This window comes from Longispora urticae (genome assembly GCF_053902585.1).
In genome coordinates, this window is the sequence record NZ_JAQZSH010000032.1 from 42,676 (window position 1) to 59,884 (window position 17,209).

A 17,209-nucleotide genomic window follows, 5' to 3' on the forward strand; every position below is an offset into this window, starting at 1 on the left:
GCCGTACTTGAGGCATCGCCCGACGCCGAGCCGAGCGGCCCAGTGAGGAATACCGCGATCTCACCGCCGCCGAATGGGACGCATTCCTCGCCCACTTCGAGCTCAGGAAAGTGGCTCTCGGGACCTGCGGACGCGACCACGGAACGCCCTGCGCGCACGAAAACGCGTGTGTCAGATGCCCACTCCTTCGAGTCGACCCGACTCAGATCCCGCGACTCGAAAAGATCCACTCCAACCTCGCCGACCGGCTCCAGGAGGCCAAGAGGCACGGCTGGCTGGGCGAGGTCGCCGCGATCGAGACCACCATGGCGGCGGCAGCCCAAAAGCTCGACGCCATGCACACCGCCCGTAAGAAGCCCGTTCACCTCGGCATGCCGGACGTCCGGCTATCCGCCGGCTGATCGACCTCGTCAAGACGCGGCGACAATTGACCCCAGCCTCCTGGCATCAAGATGCTGTCGCGCCTGGCCGAACTCGAAGACGACCTGCAACGGCGCCGCGCCCAAGCGCTCGCCGAGGGTTGGATCGGCGAGATCGAGGGCATCGACCTGACGATGCGGTTCCTGGCCGAAAAGCGCCACCAAGCCCAGCGGGTCCAGCGCCTCACGGTCGAACTCGGCCTACCATCCATCCGGACCATCAGCGCCCAGGCATGATTCCCAAACGCGCAGGTACACGTCGGCGCACCTGCGACCTGGAGATCGCTCACGGGCTCGTGAGGGCCTTGGCGTAGACGGTGGTGGTGCGTGCCACGCTCATGCCGACGCGTTCGTACAACGTCAGCGCGCCGGTTCGGGAGTGGGTCCACAGCGCGCAGGAGTGCCGGCCGTTGAGGTGGAAGGCCCGGAATGTGTCTTGGAGCAGCAGGCGAGCGATACCTCGGCCCCGATGATCGCTGCGGACGGCAAGCCTTTCGATGTAGCCCTCGGTCGAGTCCGGCACGGCGAGCGCGATGACCGCGCCGACCATCTGATCGCCGACGAACGCCACGGGCGAGGCTTCCGGCACGAAGGATGCCCGCTCGACCGTGAGCACAGCCCACTCCTCATACGACCTGGCCCGCTGGTTCCACTCACCGAACGCGTCCTCCAGAAGACGGTGAGCGGCAGGACCATCGCCGTCTCGGAACGGCCGCACCGTAACGCCGGTGGGAGCGGCCGGGACCTTAGGCTCGGCTGTCCAGGCGATCTCCAGCCGCCAGTTCACCACGATGGGCTCGAACCCACGTGACCTCAGCAGCGCGACCGCGGCCACGTCACCATCCGAGACAGTCTGGGTAAGCTGCTCGGCTCCGTCCGCGCGAGCCCGGTCCTCGATCCAGCTCAGCAACGCACCACCGAGCCCACGCCCACGGTGCCCGGGATGCACGCGCGCCTCGCAGCGCTGCTTCACCCAGGCCCATCCGGCCAGCGTGTCGCTTTCGTCGTACACCAACACGGTGTCTGCGTCAGCGTCGAACCCGGGCCGAGCGAACGCAGCCGCTACTGTGCCGGAATCCGTTTCGGCCCGCCCCAGAAGATCACGCTCACAGGAGGCGACCAAAGCCTGAATCTTGGGAACGTCGGCAAGATCAGCGGGCCGTGTCCAATAGCCGGCCGGCACGGCGATGCGAAAGGGCATGCGCAGATCCTGCCTGCGATCGGGCTCGAACGCACACCATTTCAGAGACGGGGACGATTCCTAGATAGAACAGGAGGATTTGACATTGTGCAGTGAAGGTTCGCCTGGTCGAAAGGCGATCGTCTGGAATACCGAGGCGGGTGTGTCTCGTGAGGAGAGGGACGCAGCTGGCGGATGGTTGGCCGTCCAGCGCCGGCCGAACCGGTCTCCTCAGCCCAGAGAGTGAGAGGTAGGCCTGGTCCAGACAACGACGGGTAGATCCGGATGCGCCTGCCAGCGGCCGTCCGGATCTACCCGTCGTGTCGTGTCGCGCGTTCAGCGGACGTCGTCTGGCACTTTCAGGCTTGCCTCAGGGGGCGCGGCCGGCGCTGGTGCGGTGGGCCGGTGGTGGTCGGTGCGGGCTGGCGTCCGCCCACGTGTTCAACCCCGTTGGGCGTCGGTGTCTGGGCCAGGCCCGGTCGTCGAATCGGGCGGGCAGGGCGTTGCGGGCGGACCGTCGACCTCCGTGGTGGGGTGGTGTCAGCGCCGGGCCGGGTCCCGGCTCGCCGCCAGGAAGCAGGCGACCGCCGCGCACAGTACGACGAACCACCGCACGTGGCCCGCCGCCCACCCCGGGTCGCCCGGCGCGACGAGCAGCGCCACCGGGTCCGGCAGCACCGTGGTGAGCCCGACGAGCGCGAGCACCGTCGGGGCGGCGAACACGGCCCCGCGCCGTTCGGACGAGCGGCGATCGGCCAGGGCCGCCGCCGCGCACCCGACGACGGCGACGGTGGCCGCCTCCAGGGTCAGCGCGGCCACCGGCCACGGGGTGTCGGGCAGCCACAGCCGGACGCTGGCGACCACGCCGAGCCACCAGAGGGCCACGGCCGGGCAGGCCAGGGCGAGCCGGGTCGCCCGGCGGCGGAGCAGTGACACCGGGACGGGCGCGACCGTGGGGCCGGTCGGGTCGTCGAGCAGGAACGCGAGCCCCACGGCGGCGAGGACCGTGACGACGCGCAGCAGGCGGACCAGGCCGGTTCCGTCCAGCGGGTCGTCGGGGTCCAGCACCAGCTGGAGGAGGCCGACGCCGGCCAGGGGCGGGACGAGGACCGGCCACCACAGGACGGACCGGGCGGTCGGCCACAGCAGGGCAGGGGTCAGCATGCCGGGGCCGGAAGGCTGAGTGCGGTCGCCGCCTGGGCCAGGGTGCCGCCGGGTGCGGTGAGCAGGGCCCAGTGGTCGGCCACGAGTCCGCGCACCTCGGCCTCGGGGCGGTCGAGGAGCAGCACCGCCTGTTCGCCCTCGGCGCGGCTCCACGTGAAGTCGGAGAGGGAACTGTGCGAGGAGTTCACGTACAGCAGGCCGGAGCCGGCGTCGCGGAGGTCCTGCAGATCCGCCCGCAACGCGGCCGCCGCGCCCGGGTCGGCCACCGCGGCCAGCCACAGCGCCACCCCGCCGCCGGCGGCCGGGCGGCAGCCCTCGCGTCCGGCCGTGCTCAGGGCGGGCAGGGCCAGGGCCCGTTGGGCGACCGAGATGCCGAGGCGGAGCCGTTCGAAACCCGCGGTGTCGCCGGCGGGCCAGGACACGGGCACCACCACCGGATCCGCCGGCCCGCTCGGCGGCAGCTTGCCCATCGCGCCGGACGACGCCGCGTCCCAGTGCTGGGCCTGCTGCGTGACCCTCAGCGGGGCACTCGCGGCGGCGGCCGGTATCCGGTCGCGGACCCGGCGGACCACGTCGTGCCAGAGCGGGACGCGGACCTCGAATCCGGGGTACGCGCAGTAGGTGACCGGCCCGCGGTCCTGGCACGTCTGCCGCAGCGCCGCTTCGGCGGCCGCCACCCGCGCGTCTCCCGTCGCACTGCCCGGTGCGGTGCCGGCCTGCAGCACGCCCGCCGCCAGGACGAGCGCGAGAGCCGCCGCGAACCCGCCGAGCCCCGACCTCCGCGCGCCGACCCGGGCCACGGTCAGCGCGGCGAGCCCGGCCGCGAGCGCCAGGAGGTAGACCACGTGCCACCCGGCCGGCCGGGCGAGCACCGCGCCGGACGGCGGGGCGTCGGGGCGGAAGTCCGGGACCAGGGCGGAGAACCAGAGCAGGCCGGGGCCGACCGCCGGGCCGACCGCGAACACGACCATGGTGACCAGCAGCCAGCCGACCAGCGCCAGCGGCCCGGCGACCGGGACCGGCACGAGCCGGCCGAGCGCGACGCCCAGTGTCCCGGCGAGCAGGACGACGACCGGGCCGGCCGCCAGTTCGAGGAGGCTGGGGATGCCGACCGCGTACGGATCCGTGGCCGCCCACGCCATGCCCGCCGCCACGAGCGCGACGGCCACCAGGGCGACGGGGAACAGCGCGGCCAGGTGCGCGGCGGCCCGGGGCACCGGCCGGCCCGGCGTGGTCGTGTACAGGTCCTCGGTGTGGTCCCGCCGGGCGCGCAGGGTGGCGAGGTTCGCCGCGACGAGGGTCGCCCCGGCGAGCGGCATCAGGGCGGTCGGGGTCGCCAGGTCGAGGAAGTGCAGGACGGGCCGGTTCGCGGTGATCTCCCGCCACAGCAGCCAGCTGCTCAGCGCGAGCCCGACCAGCACGAACGGGTGCCGGAGCAGACGCCAGGTCTCCACCCTGGTCAGCGCGGCGGTCACGCGGTCACGCCCGGGTCGCCCAGCAGGAGCAGGTAGCCGTCCTCGAGGGTCGGTTCGGCGGGGACGCCGTCCGGGGGCGCGGTCGCCCCGACGCTGCGGTGACCGCCGGCCCCCGTGCGCCAGGAGGCCCAGGCGCCCGGCGCGCGCTCGGTGCCGACCCAGACGTGGCCGTGGGCCCTGCCGCGCAGCTCCTCCGGCGTACCCGTGAAACAGATCGTGCCCTTGTGCAGTGCCACGATCCGCTGGCACACGGCGGCGACGTCCTCGGTCTGGTGGGTGGACAGCACGACGGTGCGGCTCTCGCCGAGGTCGGACAGCAGCTCCCGGAACCGCATCCGCTGCTCCGGGTCCAGGCCGTTGGTCGGCTCGTCGAGCAGGAGCAGGGCCGGCTCGCCGAGCAGGGCCTGGGCCAGGCCGACCCGGCGGCGCATCCCGCCCGACAACGCCTTGATCTTCTTGTGCCGGACGTCGGCGAGGCCGACCAGGTCGAGCACCCGGCGGACCTCGTCGTGCCGGTCGCGGCGGCGGGTGTGCTCCTTGAGGATCGCCACGTAGTCGACGAACTCGAAGGCGGTGAAGTGCCGGTGGAAGCCGGGATCCTGGGGCAGGTAGCCCAGGCGGCGGCGGATCGCGAGCCGTCCGGCGGCGGTGGACGCGTCGTGGCCGAGGGCCAGGATCTCGCCGCGCGGCACCGGGGTCGCCGTGGCCAGGAGCCGGAGCAGGGTGGTCTTGCCGGCGCCGTTGGGGCCGAGGAGACCGGTCACGCCGGGGTGCAGGCCGAAGGTGACGTCGCGGAGCGCGTGCGTCCGGCCGAACTGGACATCGACGCCTCGGACGTCGACGGACGGGCTGGTCATGGGGTGGCCTCCGGATCGGGGGTGGTGCGGGTCGCCGGACCGGTGTCGAACCGGGCGCGGCGCAGGTAGACGACGAGGGCGGCCCCGACGGCGAGCAGGACGAGCCCGCCCTGGCCCGGGCCGGTGGACAGCCGCGTGTCGGCCGCCACGACCAGCCAGAGCCAGCCCGCGCAGACGGCGGCCGCGGCGACGGGCGCCGCGATCACCGAGGACACGGCGAGGGTCAGCGCGGTCAGGGCCAGGGCCGGCACCAGCCACGCGAGGGCGGTCGGGGCCGGCCCCGGCAGGGTGCAGGCGCCCACGACGGCGATCGCGACGGTGCTGGCGAGCACGGCGGTGGTCCGCAGCAGCAACAGCCGGAACCCGTTGACCGGGGCGGTCAGGGTGAGCTCGTAGGTCGGGTCGACGCCGCGGCCGAACGCCGCCGCGACCCCGAGCACCGGCAGCACCGGCGCGACGGCCAGGAATGCCAGACCGGCACCCGGCCCCTCCCACACGTAGGCGGCGAGGACCGCCGTCGCGAGCAGGCCGATCACGGCCGTCAGCCACGACAGCCGCAGTGCAGGGGTCGCGCCCAGCAGCCGCGCCGTGTGCTCCGGCACCCCCAGCCGGGTCAACAGCGCCTCGCCCGGCCGGTGCCGGACGTCGACCGCCGCGACCAGGTCGGCGCGGATCCGGGACAGCCGGGTGGGATCCACCAGGCGGGTCGCATCCGCCCTGCACCGCGCGCAGTCGGGCAGGTGGGCCTCGACGGACCAGGCGCGGTCTGCGGGGAGTTCGCCCGTGGCGTAGGCCGCGAGCAGGTCTTCGTCGACGTGCCAGTCCTCGGGGGCGCTCATGTCAGGCTCCGGCGGAGTTGGACCCGGGCGCGCATCGCCCGGGTCTTGACGGTGTTGCGGGGGATGCCGAGCAGCTCGGCGGCCTCGGCGGTGCTCAGCCCGTCGAGCACGGTCGCCTGGATCACGGCCCGCAGTTCGGGGGACAGCCGGTTGAGGGCCGGCGCCAGGTCGCTGTGGGCGAGGCCGACGAGCACCTGGTCCTCGGCGGAGGACTCCACCGGGTTCGACCGGCGGAGCAGACGGTCCAGCAGGCGGTGCCGGGAGTGCGAGGCGCGCAGGCCGTCGACGAGCCGGCGGCTGGCGATCGTCCAGATCCAGGCCCCGACGGCACCGCCCCGGAACCGTCGGGCGTCGCGCCACACGGACAGGAACGTGTCCTGGAGGACCTCGTCGACGAGGGTCTGGTCCGTGCAGCGTCGCCGCAGGCGCAGGAGCAGCCAGGCGGCATGTCGGTCGTAGAGCACGCCGAGGGCGTCGGCGTCGTGGTCCGCGACGGCGGCGAGCAGTTGCCCGTCGTCGCGCGGATCCTCCTGTCGGGTGGTCACACCGCACTATCGCAACGGGACGCCCGAACGGTTCCCACGGACCGGGAGGCGTCGCCGCGGCACCCGGCCCGGTCGCCGCGCACACGGGGCCCGGCGGCCCGGGAACGCGAATCTCCGGACAGGACCGTGCGAACCGCACAACGACGATCGCCCGCCCCGACACACGGAGCGGGCGATCACCTCACCACCTAGGAGTTGCAGACCCCCTGGTCCTCCCAGACGGAGGCCACCCCGGGCGTCTCACCCTGCGTCCACCACTTCGCCCGGAACCGGTGCCCGTTGTGCGACACCACCGTCCCCCCGTTGTAGGCCCGACTGGACACCCAGGCGGCCACCGTGCACGATCCGGGCGGCGCGCTGGTCTGCGTCCCGCAGGCGCCCTGGTCGAGCCACACGGCGGCGGTACCCGGCGTCTCGCCCTGGGTCCACCACGCTGCCTTCCACGTCCGGTTGGCGTGCGAGACCAGGGCCCCGCCGTTGTACACGGTCGCGATGCTCCAGGCGGCCGCCGAGCACTGGTTCGGCGGGGTACTGGTCGGCGGCGCCGTCGTGGGCGGCCGGGTCGTGGGCGGCGCCGTCGTCGGGGGACGGGTGGTCGGCGGCGCGGAGGTCGGCGGCTGGGTGGTCGGTGTGGTGCCACCGCTCGTGAACGGCGCGAACGTCTGGCTGAACTGCCAGGTCGTCTGCGGGATGCCGGAGCAGTTGTCGGCCGCCCCGCCGCCCGGGCAGTTGCCGTTGTCGCGTTGCAGCGCCCAGAAGGACAGCATGGCCAGGCCCTGGGTCCGCGCCCAGTCCAGCACGGTGACCGCGTCGGCGGTGTAGAACGTCTCGGCCGGCCCGAAGTCGTCGACGCCGATCATCTCGGTGACGCCGATCATGTTCCACACCTCGGTGGCGGACTTCGTCGGGTACAGGGCCCGGAGCTGGCCGTGCAGCCCCGTGGCCGCCGTCTTGGTGTCCTCGGCCATCTGGTGCGGCTGGTTGTCGTAGTAGTCGAACGTCATCAGGTTGACGATGTCGATCCGGGCGTTGTTGGCGACGGCGTTGCGCAGCACCGCCAGGCCGCTCTCCGCGAGCCCCCGGGTGGTGGTGGGCAGCGTGTAGACGAACTGCACGGTCCGGCCGTTCGCCGCCGCCCAGTCCTCGGTGAGCTTGATGGCCTTGTTGCGCCGGTCGATGCCGGCGGTGTTGGTCAGCGAGTTGTCCTCGATGTCGAGGTCGATCCGGGTCACGTTGTAGGTGGTGACGACCTTCTGGAACACCGCGGCGATCGCGTTGACGTCGGTGCAGCTGTCGGCGATCTCGGTGGCGTTGTGGTCGGCGGTGTACCCGCCGAAACTCGGCACGACGTCCCCGCCGGTCGCCCGGACCGCGGCGATGTCGGCGCCGAACGTGGAGTTGGCGATCGGCATGCCGGGGTCGCCGTTCCAGTAGGCGGTGCAGGAGCCCTTGGTCTGGGTCTGCAGGAACGCCATCGTGAGGTACTTCGCGCCGGACTGCTGGGAGAGGGTGGCGAGGTTGTCGCCGGTCCACGCCTCGAAGTACGGCGCGAACACGTGCGCCGGCAGCGGGGTGGGCGCGGCCTGGGCCGGCGCGGAGCCGGACAGGAACGCGGCGCTGGCGGCGGCGACGGCGGCCACCACGGACGCGGCGGCGAGGGAACGGATGCGTTGCATGAGGGGTGGGTCCTTCCGGGACGGACGGTGCGCTGAGGGGAGGCGATCCGGGTTCATTTAGGAAGGTTTACTAAACTGGGGGAACCGTACGCACGTCCGAAGTGGCCCGTCAAGGGGGATCCGTCCCGCAAGGGGTGGTCAAGGGTGTCGATGTCGCGCCAGGGTCACCGCTGGCGGGCCGCGTGCGCCAGGGTCAGGTGGGCCAGGTCCACGGCCGGGCACGGCCACGCGGTCGACCGGCCGAAATGGTGCGCGCACCCGGCGCAGACCCCGGTGTCCTCCAGGCGGTGGTGGTCGTCGAGGACCCGGCGGGCGGTGTCGGCCAGTGCCGACCAGGACTGCCGGTCGGGCCGGCGGCGGCGCAGAAGACGCATCAGGAACCTCCGAGGGGTACGGGCGGCGTGCGTCGCCCGGTTCGGTTCGTCGCCGACCCCGTACCGGATGGGTCCTTTTTCACTATCTGCGACGCGGCCCGATTCGGGGCACCGGAACTCCCGGTCCGTCGTTGAGTCCGAGGGTCGTTCCCACCGTTGGGGGTGGCCACCGGATCTCGGGGTGTCTCCGATCAAGCTCCCTCAGGTCCACACCCGCGGGCCGTCCGCCCGGTGTCGGCCGCCGGCCCGCGGGTGCCCGCCGCCGCGCGGACCTCGACGCCGACCGGTAGACGCTCAGGTCCCCGGAAAGAACTCCGCGCTCGTCGCGTACTCCATCGCCGCCACGAACTCCGGCAACTCCGCCCGCCGCGCGGCCTCCTCGCCCGTCACCTCGGCCACCCGCTGGTGGATCCACCACAGGTTCCCGTGCGGGTCGCGGAACCGGCTGATCCGGTCGCCCCAGAACATCTCCGTGGGCCGGGTGACGACCGTGGCGCCGAGCTTCGTCGCCCGGTCGAGCACGGTCGCGTCGTCGGCGACGTACAGCCGGAGGAACGCCGGGGTCGCCGGCCAGCCCGGACGGCTGTCGAACAGCATCACGACCGAGTCGCCGATCCGCACCTCCGCGTGTCCGATCGCGCCGTCGACCTCGACCCGGCCGAGCTCCTCGGCGTCGAACACCGCGACGACGAAGTCGATCAGTCCGGCGGTGTCGCGGCCGATCATCCACGGGGTGACGGTGTGGTAGCCGGCCGGAACGGTGTCGATCATCTGGTACCTCCCGAGTAGTGGTCTCTTTCTCCACCGTAACGGCCATCTAGGTCAGAACATGGCCTAGACCCCGTGTCATGCTGAACGGGTGACCGACACCCCGGCCCGGCTGCTGCGCCTGCTGTCGCTGCTGCAGAACCCGCGCGAGTGGCCCGGCAGCGAACTCGCCGACCGCCTCGGGGTCAGCCCGCGCACGGTCCGGCGCGACGTCGACCGGCTCCGGGGCCTCGGCTACCCGGTGGAGGCGACCCTCGGCGCGGCGGGCGGCTACCGCCTGGTCGCCGGCGCCGCGATGCCCCCGCTCCTCCTGGACGACGAAGAGGCCGTGGCCATGGTCATCGGCCTGCGCGCCGCGGCCCGCCAACCCGTCACGGGCATCGGGGAGGCGTCGGTGCGCGCGCTCGGCAAACTCCAGCAGGTGCTCCCCGCCCGCCTGCGCCGCCGGGCGGCCGCCCTCACCGCCGCGACCGCCCCCGCGCCCGGCTGGGGCCAGTCGACCGTGGACCCGAAGGACCTGACCGTGCTGGCCGCGGCGATCGCCACCCACGAGCGGGTGACATTCCACTACACATCCCCGACGGGTACGAGGAGCCGCCGGCTCGCCGAACCCGCCGGCCTGGTGGTGGTGGGCCGGCACTGGTACCTGGTCGCCTACGACAACGACCGGCACGCCTGGCGCACCTTCCGCGCGGACCGCCTCGGCCGTCCGGAGTCGACGGGCGCCCGGTTCGCGCCGCGCACCCTGCCGGCCCCGGACCCCGCCACCTACGTCACCGACACCCTGTACGAATCCGCCCCCACCTACCGAGCCGTCGTGACCCTGCACGCGCCGGTGGCCCGGGTGGCGCCCGGGCTCGGGGACGCGCCGGGGACCCTGGAGGCCGGGGACGACGGGAGCTGCGTGTGGCGCTCGGAGGCGGACACCCTGGACTGGCTGGCGTTCCGGCTGGTGGCGCTCGGCTGCGAGTTCACGGTACGGGAGCCGGCCGAACTCGTCGCGCACCTGCGCACCCTGAGCGCCCGCCTCGCCCGGGGCGCCGGGGACTGAGGCGTCGCCGGTCCGAAGCGGTTCCGGATGGTCAGTCAGGTGTGCCCCGTCCAAAGAATGTGGCCGAGAGGTAAGTCCCGCGCGAGCGTCACTCTCGGTAGCGGAATCCGGCCTGCGGGGTGCCGGAGAGTATGACCTGGATTACAATCCTCAGGGGCCTCTCGCGGGCACCGCGATCGCGCGCCGAGTAGGTAGGCGACGAAGCCAACCCCGCAGAGCCCCAATTCGGACATCGCTCTGAGTATCCGGGGCAGCGGTGCCGGCCGGCCACTGTCTACAGTACGGGCGCGACTCGCCCGGTTCCCGCTGGAGGATCTGCCCACAGGAAACACGGGGGCGGCAGGTTCACCGGCGACGGACGCGCTCGGCCCGCCGAGCGAACGGTTCCTGTGCGCGTGGAGATAGCCCCCGGTTACATCCCCTCGCACAAGGAGCGCACCGTGCTCACTTCACCGCTCCGGGTTTCCACCCTGCGGATCGCGCTGGTCGCGCTGGTCGGCGGCCTGCTGCCGATCCTGGCGGCGACGGCCGCGCCAGCCGCACCGTCCGCACCACCCACGGAACTGCGCGACCCCGCGGCCGCGACAGCGGCGGCCCGGCAGTTCCACACCAGGGTCGGAGTCTCCGGTCAGCGGACCGAGACCACCGAGGTCTTCGCGAACCCGGACGGCAGCTTGCGGGTAACCGTGGGTACGCAGACATGGATGAGGTTCTGCACGGGGCGGGGACATACATGGCAAATAGGCTGAACACCCGCAAGTTGCGATGAGGTACTCGATGAACATGAGTGACGTTGCCGTGGTCGAATGTGCTTTGGATTCCTTTCGGAAGGCCAGGGAGCACATATTTGAGGCATTCGGCAAGCCATCCGCCTCGGAGTTGGTGTCTGCGGTGCTTGCCGGTGAGATTCCCAGGCGGGGAAAACTTCCGAATGGCTTAGAATACTTCGTGCATGGGATTGGTTACACGGTCGTGCTCGGTACGGGCTCTCACGTGCACGTCGACGCAAGCGAGATGGGAGACTCATTTTCCGTCTATGACATTGACTTCTTTTTCAAGTCCGACGATGCGGAAATTATTGCTCCGGAATTGTTGACGATCACTGAGATATGCGATCGCCTAGTCATTGGCGGAACATTGGGAAAAGTGGGTGAGCGTCACTACGTGTTGGATCCGAATCTGCGTGGAGTCGGATAGTTTGTCGAATTAGTTAGATTGCTCGAGGGTCGCGTCAGTTTGTGACCCGTGCTGGAGGAGTTCCTGTGAGTGGTGCCGCCAGGGCTATTGGCGGCACCACTCACGTTGCCGTCTCTGCGCTTCCGGCGGGAGCAGAGCTCGGGACTGGGTTCCCGGCTGTCGGCAGCGTGACTGTCGTGTGTGGGGTGCGCGCGGCACGATGGAACGACCAGTGTGCCGCCCGCGGGAGGTAGTCATGGTCGACCCCCAGAACCCGGCGACCCCGCCGTCCGAGAAGCCGTGGGTCCGGTGGCTGAAGTGGCTGGTGCCCAGCGGATTCCTCGGCCTGCTGCTGATCGCGGTGGTGCCGGTCGTGGTGCCGGCCTGGATGCAGCGCGCGGCCCCGACCACCACGTCCCCGGCCAGTTCCGCGCCCGCGACCCCGCACCCGCCGAGCACCCCGCCGGCGACCGGCCCCGGGTCCAGCGGCCCCCCGGCGCCGGGTCCGCAACCCGGACCGGTCCAGCCGACCTGGCCGAACCCGGTTCCGACGCCGGGCCCGACCGTGCCCCCGGTCCCGAAGTTCGCCTTCGCCCAGGCCGGGCCGGTGCACTGGTTCGCCGCCATCAGGGGGACCGGGAACGAGCCGGCCACGAAGTACGCTGTGATCTTCGTGCAGCCCCCGGGCGGGCAGTACCACTACGGGCGGCAGCTCACGTTCAAGTCGGACGGCACCTGGGAGTCGGCGAAGATCTGCTTCGGCGGCCCGGCCGACACGACCGCGACCTTCAAGTTGTTCGCCCGCGCGGTCACCGCCGACGAGGCCAGGACGCTCGAGGAGACCAACGGGACCGACTTCGTGGTCGACACCCTCTACGGCTCGCCCCTCGCGGAGGGCGAGGCGAAGCGCGACGGGACCGCGGGGAGCTGCTCGACGGGTCCGTGGTGACGCCGGCCGGCCTGCGCGCTGACAGCCCGTGGAACCGGCCGGTCGCCGCGCCGGTCGGGATGGGGCGTCGACGCACTCCGCGCCGCTGGCGGCCCGTGGAGCCTGCCGCGCGGGGGTGCCGGATCCGATCAGGCGGCCGGACCCCGGGGCGCCGTGTCGTCCGGGGCGCGCAGCGCCACCCCCAACCCCCGGGAACTGTGCAGATAGCGCGGCCGGGCGGCGCTCTCGCCGAGCTTGGACCGCAGCCGCGACAACAGCACGTCGATACTGCGGCACGAGGGCGACGGCCGGTCCAGGCGGAGCCGGGTGGCGAGCAGGTCCCGGGGGAGTACCCGGCCCGGGTGTTCGCTCAGGCACGCCAACAGGTCGAACTCGGCCTGGGTCAGGTGCAGGGCGGTGCCCCGCAGCGAGGCCTCCCGCGCGCCGACGTCGAGGTGCAGCTGCCCCACGACCCGGGCCCGGGGCGGCGGCGGGCACGGCACCCGGCGCAGCACGGCGGTGACCTGGGCGTCCACCAGCGCGGCCGTCACGTGTTCCGTCCAGCAGCCGTCCGCGCCCGCGTCGAGCATCCGGACGACCTCGGCGTCGGGCTGGCCGGCGGCGCAGACGATGACGGGGCGGCCCGAGGCGAGCCGGACGAGGCGGAGGACAAGCAGGCTGTCGACGCCCTGCGCGTACGGGTTCATGACCACGACGTCGGGGCGGCCGTGGGTGGGTTGGGACAGATCGGACAGTACCTCGCCGACGTGGTGCAGGGGGAGGGCCGAGACGTGGTACCCCCGGACGGTCAGGTTCGTGGCGGTGGACTGGCGGCGGTCGGTGTCCTCGTCGATGAGCAGGATGTTCGTCATGTACCCGCTCCCGTCCCGTGACCGGCACCGGCGTACGCCGGACGCCGCTGTCGTGTGTCCGCGGCTGCGTGACAGCCGCTGTCGCGCGCCGACGGCCTTCACCCCTACCGCCGCCGACCTCACGGTGCAGGCACCGCCGGCGCGCACCCGCAGCCTCGCACGCTGTGGGGATGCGCGGTCATACCGGCGTGTATAACGTTGGTCTATGGATCTCGAGGTACGGCACCTGCGCGCGATCTGCGTGATCGCCGAAGCCGGGAGCCTCTCGCGCGCCGCCCGCCACCTGGCCGTCTCGCAGCCCGCGCTGACGGCCCTGCTGCAACGCGTGGAGCGTTCCCTCGGCGGGGCGCTGTTCGCGCGGAGCCGGCTGGGCGTGGTCCCGACGCCGCTGGGTGACCGCGCGGTCCGCCGGGCCCGGCTGGTGCTGGCCGAGTTGGACGGTTTCGTCGGGGACCTGTCGCAGGGCGATCTGCGGCCGGCCGCGCCGTTGCGGCTGGGACTGCCGCATATGGAGTGCTATGCGGCGATCCTGCGGGAGGTGGCCGCCGAGCTGCCGGAACGCGAGGTCACGTTGTACGTGGACCCGTCCGCCGCCGCGTTGTCCGACGCGCTGGCCCAGGACCGGCTCGACATCGCGGTGGTCGGTACCCCGGAGGACCGGCAGGCGATGACGGCCCCGGAGCTGGCCCATCGGCTGTTCGTGGCCCGGACGCCGTGCTGTGTGGCGCTGTCCGCCGACCATCCGCTCGCCGCGCGCGAGGAGATCGAGCTGGCGGACCTGGCGGCGGAGGCGTGGATCGGGCCGTGCGGGGCCGACGACGGGACGCTGGCCCAGTTCCGGGCGGCGTGCCGGCGGGCGGGGTTCGACCCCCGGGTCCGGTTCCAGGTGCCGAGCGGGGGCGGTCGGCAGCTGATCGAGTCCGGGCAGGCGGTGGAGCTGGTCGGGCCGACGTCGTTGTCCACGGCCGGGGTGGCGGTGCGGCGGCTGGCGGGGAACCCGATGTACGGGCAGCTGCTGGTGGTGTGGCGGCGGTCGCGGGTGTCGGCGGCGGTGGCCGAGCGGGTGTTCCTCGCGGCGGCGCGGGTGTACACGGAGCACGCCGAGCGCAGCCCCGTGTACGGGCCGTGGTGGGCGGCGAACCCGGAGGCCCACCCGCGGGTCGCCTGAGGACCGTTCTTAGGCTCCCGGCAAGGTTCGGGGTGTCCGAGGTGAACAGGACACTAAGCACGGTTGTGACGTGATGGGTGACACCTTACGTTTCGTGCACCGGCCGACCGGGGCCGGACCGATCCCCTCTCGGAGACCCCAGTGACAACGAGACCGACCCGAACACGCACCCTGTTGGCCCTGCTCACCACGGCCGCCCTCGTCACGGGCCTGGCCCTGACCAGCGCGCCCGCCCAGGCCGGCCCCACCAGGATCGAGGCCGGCGGTACCCGCGCACCGGCCCCGCCGGCGGCCACCACCACCGCGGACCGCACCGCCCCCGCGCACGGCACCCAGAAGGCCCGCCCCGAACTCCCGCCGTCCCTGGCGGACGGTTCCGCGCCCCGGGCATCGCTCGCGGCCGCCGCCTGCGCCCCGTCCGACTTCGGCTCCAAGACGGGCGCCGCCCTCGTCACCTACGTGCGGACGAACACCACCACCTGCATCAACACGCTGTTCTCCCTCAGCGGCACCGCCGTGTACGACGTGTTCCGCGAGGCCCAGATGGTCACGGTCGCCAACGCGTACCGGGACTCGGCCGTGTCCTACAACGGCACCAACTCCGCCGGCCTGGAGCAGCTCGCGCTGTTCCTGCACGCCGGCTACTACGTGCAGTGGGGCAACCAGCCCACGATCCCGTACGGCGCGCCGCTGGAGAACGCGATGCGGGCCGGCCTGGACGCGTTCTACGCGAACTCGCACCTGCTCGACGTGAACGACGCGCACGGGGCGATCCTGTCGGAGTCGCTGATCCTGATCAACTGCACGGTGGAGGCGGCCCGGTACCTCACGCCGTTGAAGCGGCTGCTGACCGCGTTCAACACGGGCACGTACTCGCCGTACCGGAACATGCTCGGGGCGACCAACAACGTGTACGTGGCGCTCTTCCGGGGGCACAACGACTCCCGGTTGGGCGCGGCCGTGACCGCCGACCCGAGCATCCTGGACGCGCTCTACAACTTCGCCGCGAACCACATGGACCTGCTCACCGGGGACTGGGCGATCCTGGACTCCAACGCGGGGCTGGAACTGGGCCGGTTCCTGCAGTACCCGGCGTTGCAGCCGAAGGCTCGGCCCCTGGTCAAGGGTCTGCTCACCGCCTCGGCGATGACGGGTCCGAAGGCGCGGCTGTGGGTGGCCGTGGCGGGCATGGCCGACTTCTACGACCGGCCGCAGTGCTCCTACTACGGGGTCTGCGACCTGGCGAACCGGCTGAAGGCCGCCGCGCTGCCGATCACGCACGTCTGCGACCCGGGGCACACGATCCGCGCCCAGTCGATGACGGCCGCCGAACTGACCGCCACGTGTACGAGTGTCCGCAACCAGGACGCGTACTTCCACAACATCGTCGCCGACCCCGGCCCGGTGGCCGACGACCGCAACACCAACATCGAGATCGTCGCGTTCGACAGCTCCGACGACTACCAGATGTACGCCGGGGCCATCTTCGGCATCGACACGAACAACGGCGGCATGTACCTGGAGGGCGACCCGTCCGTCGTCGGCAACCAGGCCCGGTTCATCGCGTACGAGGCCGAGTGGATGCGCCCGGTGTTCGCGATCTGGAACCTCAACCACGAGTACACCCACTACCTGGACGGCCGCTACAACATGTACGGCGACTTCGGGGCCGGACAGGTCGTGCCGGACATCTGGTGGATCGAGGGCTTCGCCGAGTACGTCTCCTACGGCTACCGGGGCGAGGACTACTCGGCGGCGATCACCGAGGCGGGCACGCACCGGTACGCGCTGAGCACGCTGTTCCAGACGACGTACGCCAACACGAACCAGACCCGGACCTACAACTGGGGCTACCTGGCGGTGCGCTACATGCTGGAGAAGCACCGCTCCGACGTGCTGACCATCCTGGGCAGGTTCCGCACGGGTGACTACACCGGCGGCTACAACTACTACAACTCCACGATCGGCACCCGGTACGACGCCGACTTCAACACCTGGCTCACCGCGTGCGCGGCCGGGGCGTGCGCCGGCGGCGGCACCCCGACCAACATCCCGCCGACCTCGGCGTTCGACGCAGCGGTCACCGGGCTCAGCGTCGCGCTGACCGACCGGTCCACGGACTCCGACGGCACGATCTCGGCGCGGTCGTGGAACTTCGGCGACGGCACCACGTCCACGGCCACCAACCCGACGAAGGCCTACACCACGGCCGGCACCTACACGGTCACCCTGACCGTCACCGACGACAAGGGGGCCACGGGCACCAGCAGCCGCGCGGTCACCGTCGGGTCGGGCAGCCTGCCCGAGTGCACCGGCAGCGACATCCGCACCCTGGGCAAGAACTGCCAGCGCACCAACCGGGGCGCGACCACCGGCAACTACGACTACTTCTACCTCACGATCCCCGCCGGCACCGCCCAACTGCGGATCACCTCCTCGGGGGGTACCGGCAACTGCGACCTCTACTACAACTCCAGCAGCTGGGCGTACACCACCAGCTACACCAGCCGCTCGACCGGCCCGAACAACAGCGAGACGCTGACCGTCAGCAACCCGCGGGCCGGCACCAACTACGTCAGCCTGCACGCGGTCGGCACCTGTTCCGGGGTGACGGTCAAGACCGAGTTCTGACGGGTACCGGAAACCACACGGTCCGCCCGCGCGCCCTCCACGGCGCGCGGGCGGGCCTTCGCGGCGGTCGGCACCGGATCGCGCCG

General features: G+C 72.2%; 17 protein-coding genes. 7 read left to right on the forward strand and 10 right to left on the reverse strand.

Features of this window, described 5'->3' with window-relative positions:
* Positions 1-452: 452 nt before the first annotated feature.
* Positions 453-656: a recombinase gene (locus tag PT931_RS21930; protein ID WP_456247638.1), complete on the forward strand. Its 204-nt coding sequence runs from the start codon at positions 453-455 to the stop codon at positions 654-656.
* 49 nt (positions 657-705) lie between these two features.
* Here the strand turns inward: PT931_RS21930 and PT931_RS21935 are convergent, their stop codons facing one another.
* The 9 genes from PT931_RS21935 to PT931_RS21975 all read right to left on the reverse strand — a co-directional run bounded on the left by PT931_RS21935 (position 706) and on the right by PT931_RS21975 (position 9,300).
* A complete protein-coding gene (locus PT931_RS21935) occupies positions 706-1,620 on the reverse strand; it encodes a GNAT family N-acetyltransferase (RefSeq protein WP_456247639.1) in 915 nt (304 codons plus the stop codon).
* Positions 1,621-2,139: 519 nt separating this feature from the next.
* Entirely contained in the window at positions 2,140-2,763 is a 624-nt protein-coding gene (locus PT931_RS21940) for a hypothetical protein (RefSeq protein WP_456247640.1), read from the reverse strand.
* Positions 2,757-4,238 (reverse strand): hypothetical protein, encoded by a 1,482-nt coding sequence (locus tag PT931_RS21945; RefSeq protein ID WP_456247641.1) that lies wholly within the window; start codon positions 4,236-4,238, stop codon positions 2,757-2,759. Before PT931_RS21945 ends, PT931_RS21940 begins: the two co-directional genes overlap by 7 nt.
* Entirely contained in the window at positions 4,235-5,095 is an 861-nt protein-coding gene (locus PT931_RS21950; protein ID WP_456247642.1) for an ATP-binding cassette domain-containing protein, read from the reverse strand. Before PT931_RS21950 ends, PT931_RS21945 begins: the two co-directional genes overlap by 4 nt.
* Positions 5,092-5,934, reverse strand: a complete 843-nt coding sequence (locus PT931_RS21955; RefSeq protein WP_456247643.1) for a zf-HC2 domain-containing protein — start codon at positions 5,932-5,934, stop codon at positions 5,092-5,094. The genes PT931_RS21950 and PT931_RS21955 overlap by 4 nt, the downstream gene beginning before the upstream one ends.
* Entirely contained in the window at positions 5,931-6,479 is a 549-nt protein-coding gene (locus PT931_RS21960) for an RNA polymerase sigma factor (RefSeq protein ID WP_456247644.1), read from the reverse strand. The genes PT931_RS21955 and PT931_RS21960 overlap by 4 nt, the downstream gene beginning before the upstream one ends.
* Positions 6,480-6,667: 188 nt before the next feature.
* Positions 6,668-8,155 (reverse strand): chitinase, encoded by a 1,488-nt coding sequence (locus PT931_RS21965; protein WP_456247645.1) that lies wholly within the window; start codon positions 8,153-8,155, stop codon positions 6,668-6,670.
* 164 nt (positions 8,156-8,319) lie between these two features.
* Positions 8,320-8,529 (reverse strand): hypothetical protein, encoded by a 210-nt coding sequence (locus PT931_RS21970; RefSeq protein WP_456247646.1) that lies wholly within the window; start codon positions 8,527-8,529, stop codon positions 8,320-8,322.
* Between the two features lie 294 nt (positions 8,530-8,823).
* Positions 8,824-9,300, reverse strand: a complete 477-nt coding sequence (locus PT931_RS21975; protein ID WP_456247647.1) for a VOC family protein — start codon at positions 9,298-9,300, stop codon at positions 8,824-8,826.
* An 88-nt stretch (positions 9,301-9,388) separates the two neighbouring features.
* On the opposite strand from PT931_RS21975, the gene PT931_RS21980 reads away from it, so the two are divergent.
* From PT931_RS21980 to PT931_RS21995, 4 genes are all read left to right on the forward strand, one after another.
* Positions 9,389-10,348 carry a helix-turn-helix transcriptional regulator gene (locus tag PT931_RS21980; protein WP_456247648.1) on the forward strand — a complete coding sequence of 320 codons (960 nt, stop codon included), beginning with the start codon at positions 9,389-9,391 and terminating at the stop codon, positions 10,346-10,348.
* 440 nt (positions 10,349-10,788) lie between these two features.
* A complete protein-coding gene (locus tag PT931_RS21985; RefSeq protein ID WP_456247649.1) occupies positions 10,789-11,097 on the forward strand; it encodes a hypothetical protein in 309 nt (102 codons plus the stop codon).
* Between the two features lie 28 nt (positions 11,098-11,125).
* Positions 11,126-11,545, forward strand: coding sequence for a DUF6896 domain-containing protein (locus PT931_RS21990; RefSeq protein ID WP_456247650.1), 420 nt, complete (start codon positions 11,126-11,128; stop codon positions 11,543-11,545).
* A gap of 235 nt (positions 11,546-11,780) precedes the next feature.
* Positions 11,781-12,473, forward strand: coding sequence for a hypothetical protein (locus PT931_RS21995; RefSeq protein WP_456247651.1), 693 nt, complete (start codon positions 11,781-11,783; stop codon positions 12,471-12,473).
* A gap of 128 nt (positions 12,474-12,601) precedes the next feature.
* Here PT931_RS21995 and PT931_RS22000 read toward each other — a convergent pair whose 3' ends face one another.
* Entirely contained in the window at positions 12,602-13,324 is a 723-nt protein-coding gene (locus PT931_RS22000) for a winged helix-turn-helix transcriptional regulator (RefSeq protein WP_456247652.1), read from the reverse strand.
* Between the two features lie 205 nt (positions 13,325-13,529).
* On the opposite strand from PT931_RS22000, the gene PT931_RS22005 reads away from it, so the two are divergent.
* Both PT931_RS22005 and PT931_RS22010 read left to right on the forward strand, forming a co-directional pair.
* Entirely contained in the window at positions 13,530-14,492 is a 963-nt protein-coding gene (locus PT931_RS22005) for a LysR family transcriptional regulator (RefSeq protein ID WP_456247653.1), read from the forward strand.
* 141 nt (positions 14,493-14,633) lie between these two features.
* Positions 14,634-17,123 carry a collagenase gene (locus PT931_RS22010; RefSeq protein WP_456247654.1) on the forward strand — a complete coding sequence of 830 codons (2,490 nt, stop codon included), beginning with the start codon at positions 14,634-14,636 and terminating at the stop codon, positions 17,121-17,123.
* Positions 17,124-17,209 lie beyond the last annotated feature (86 nt).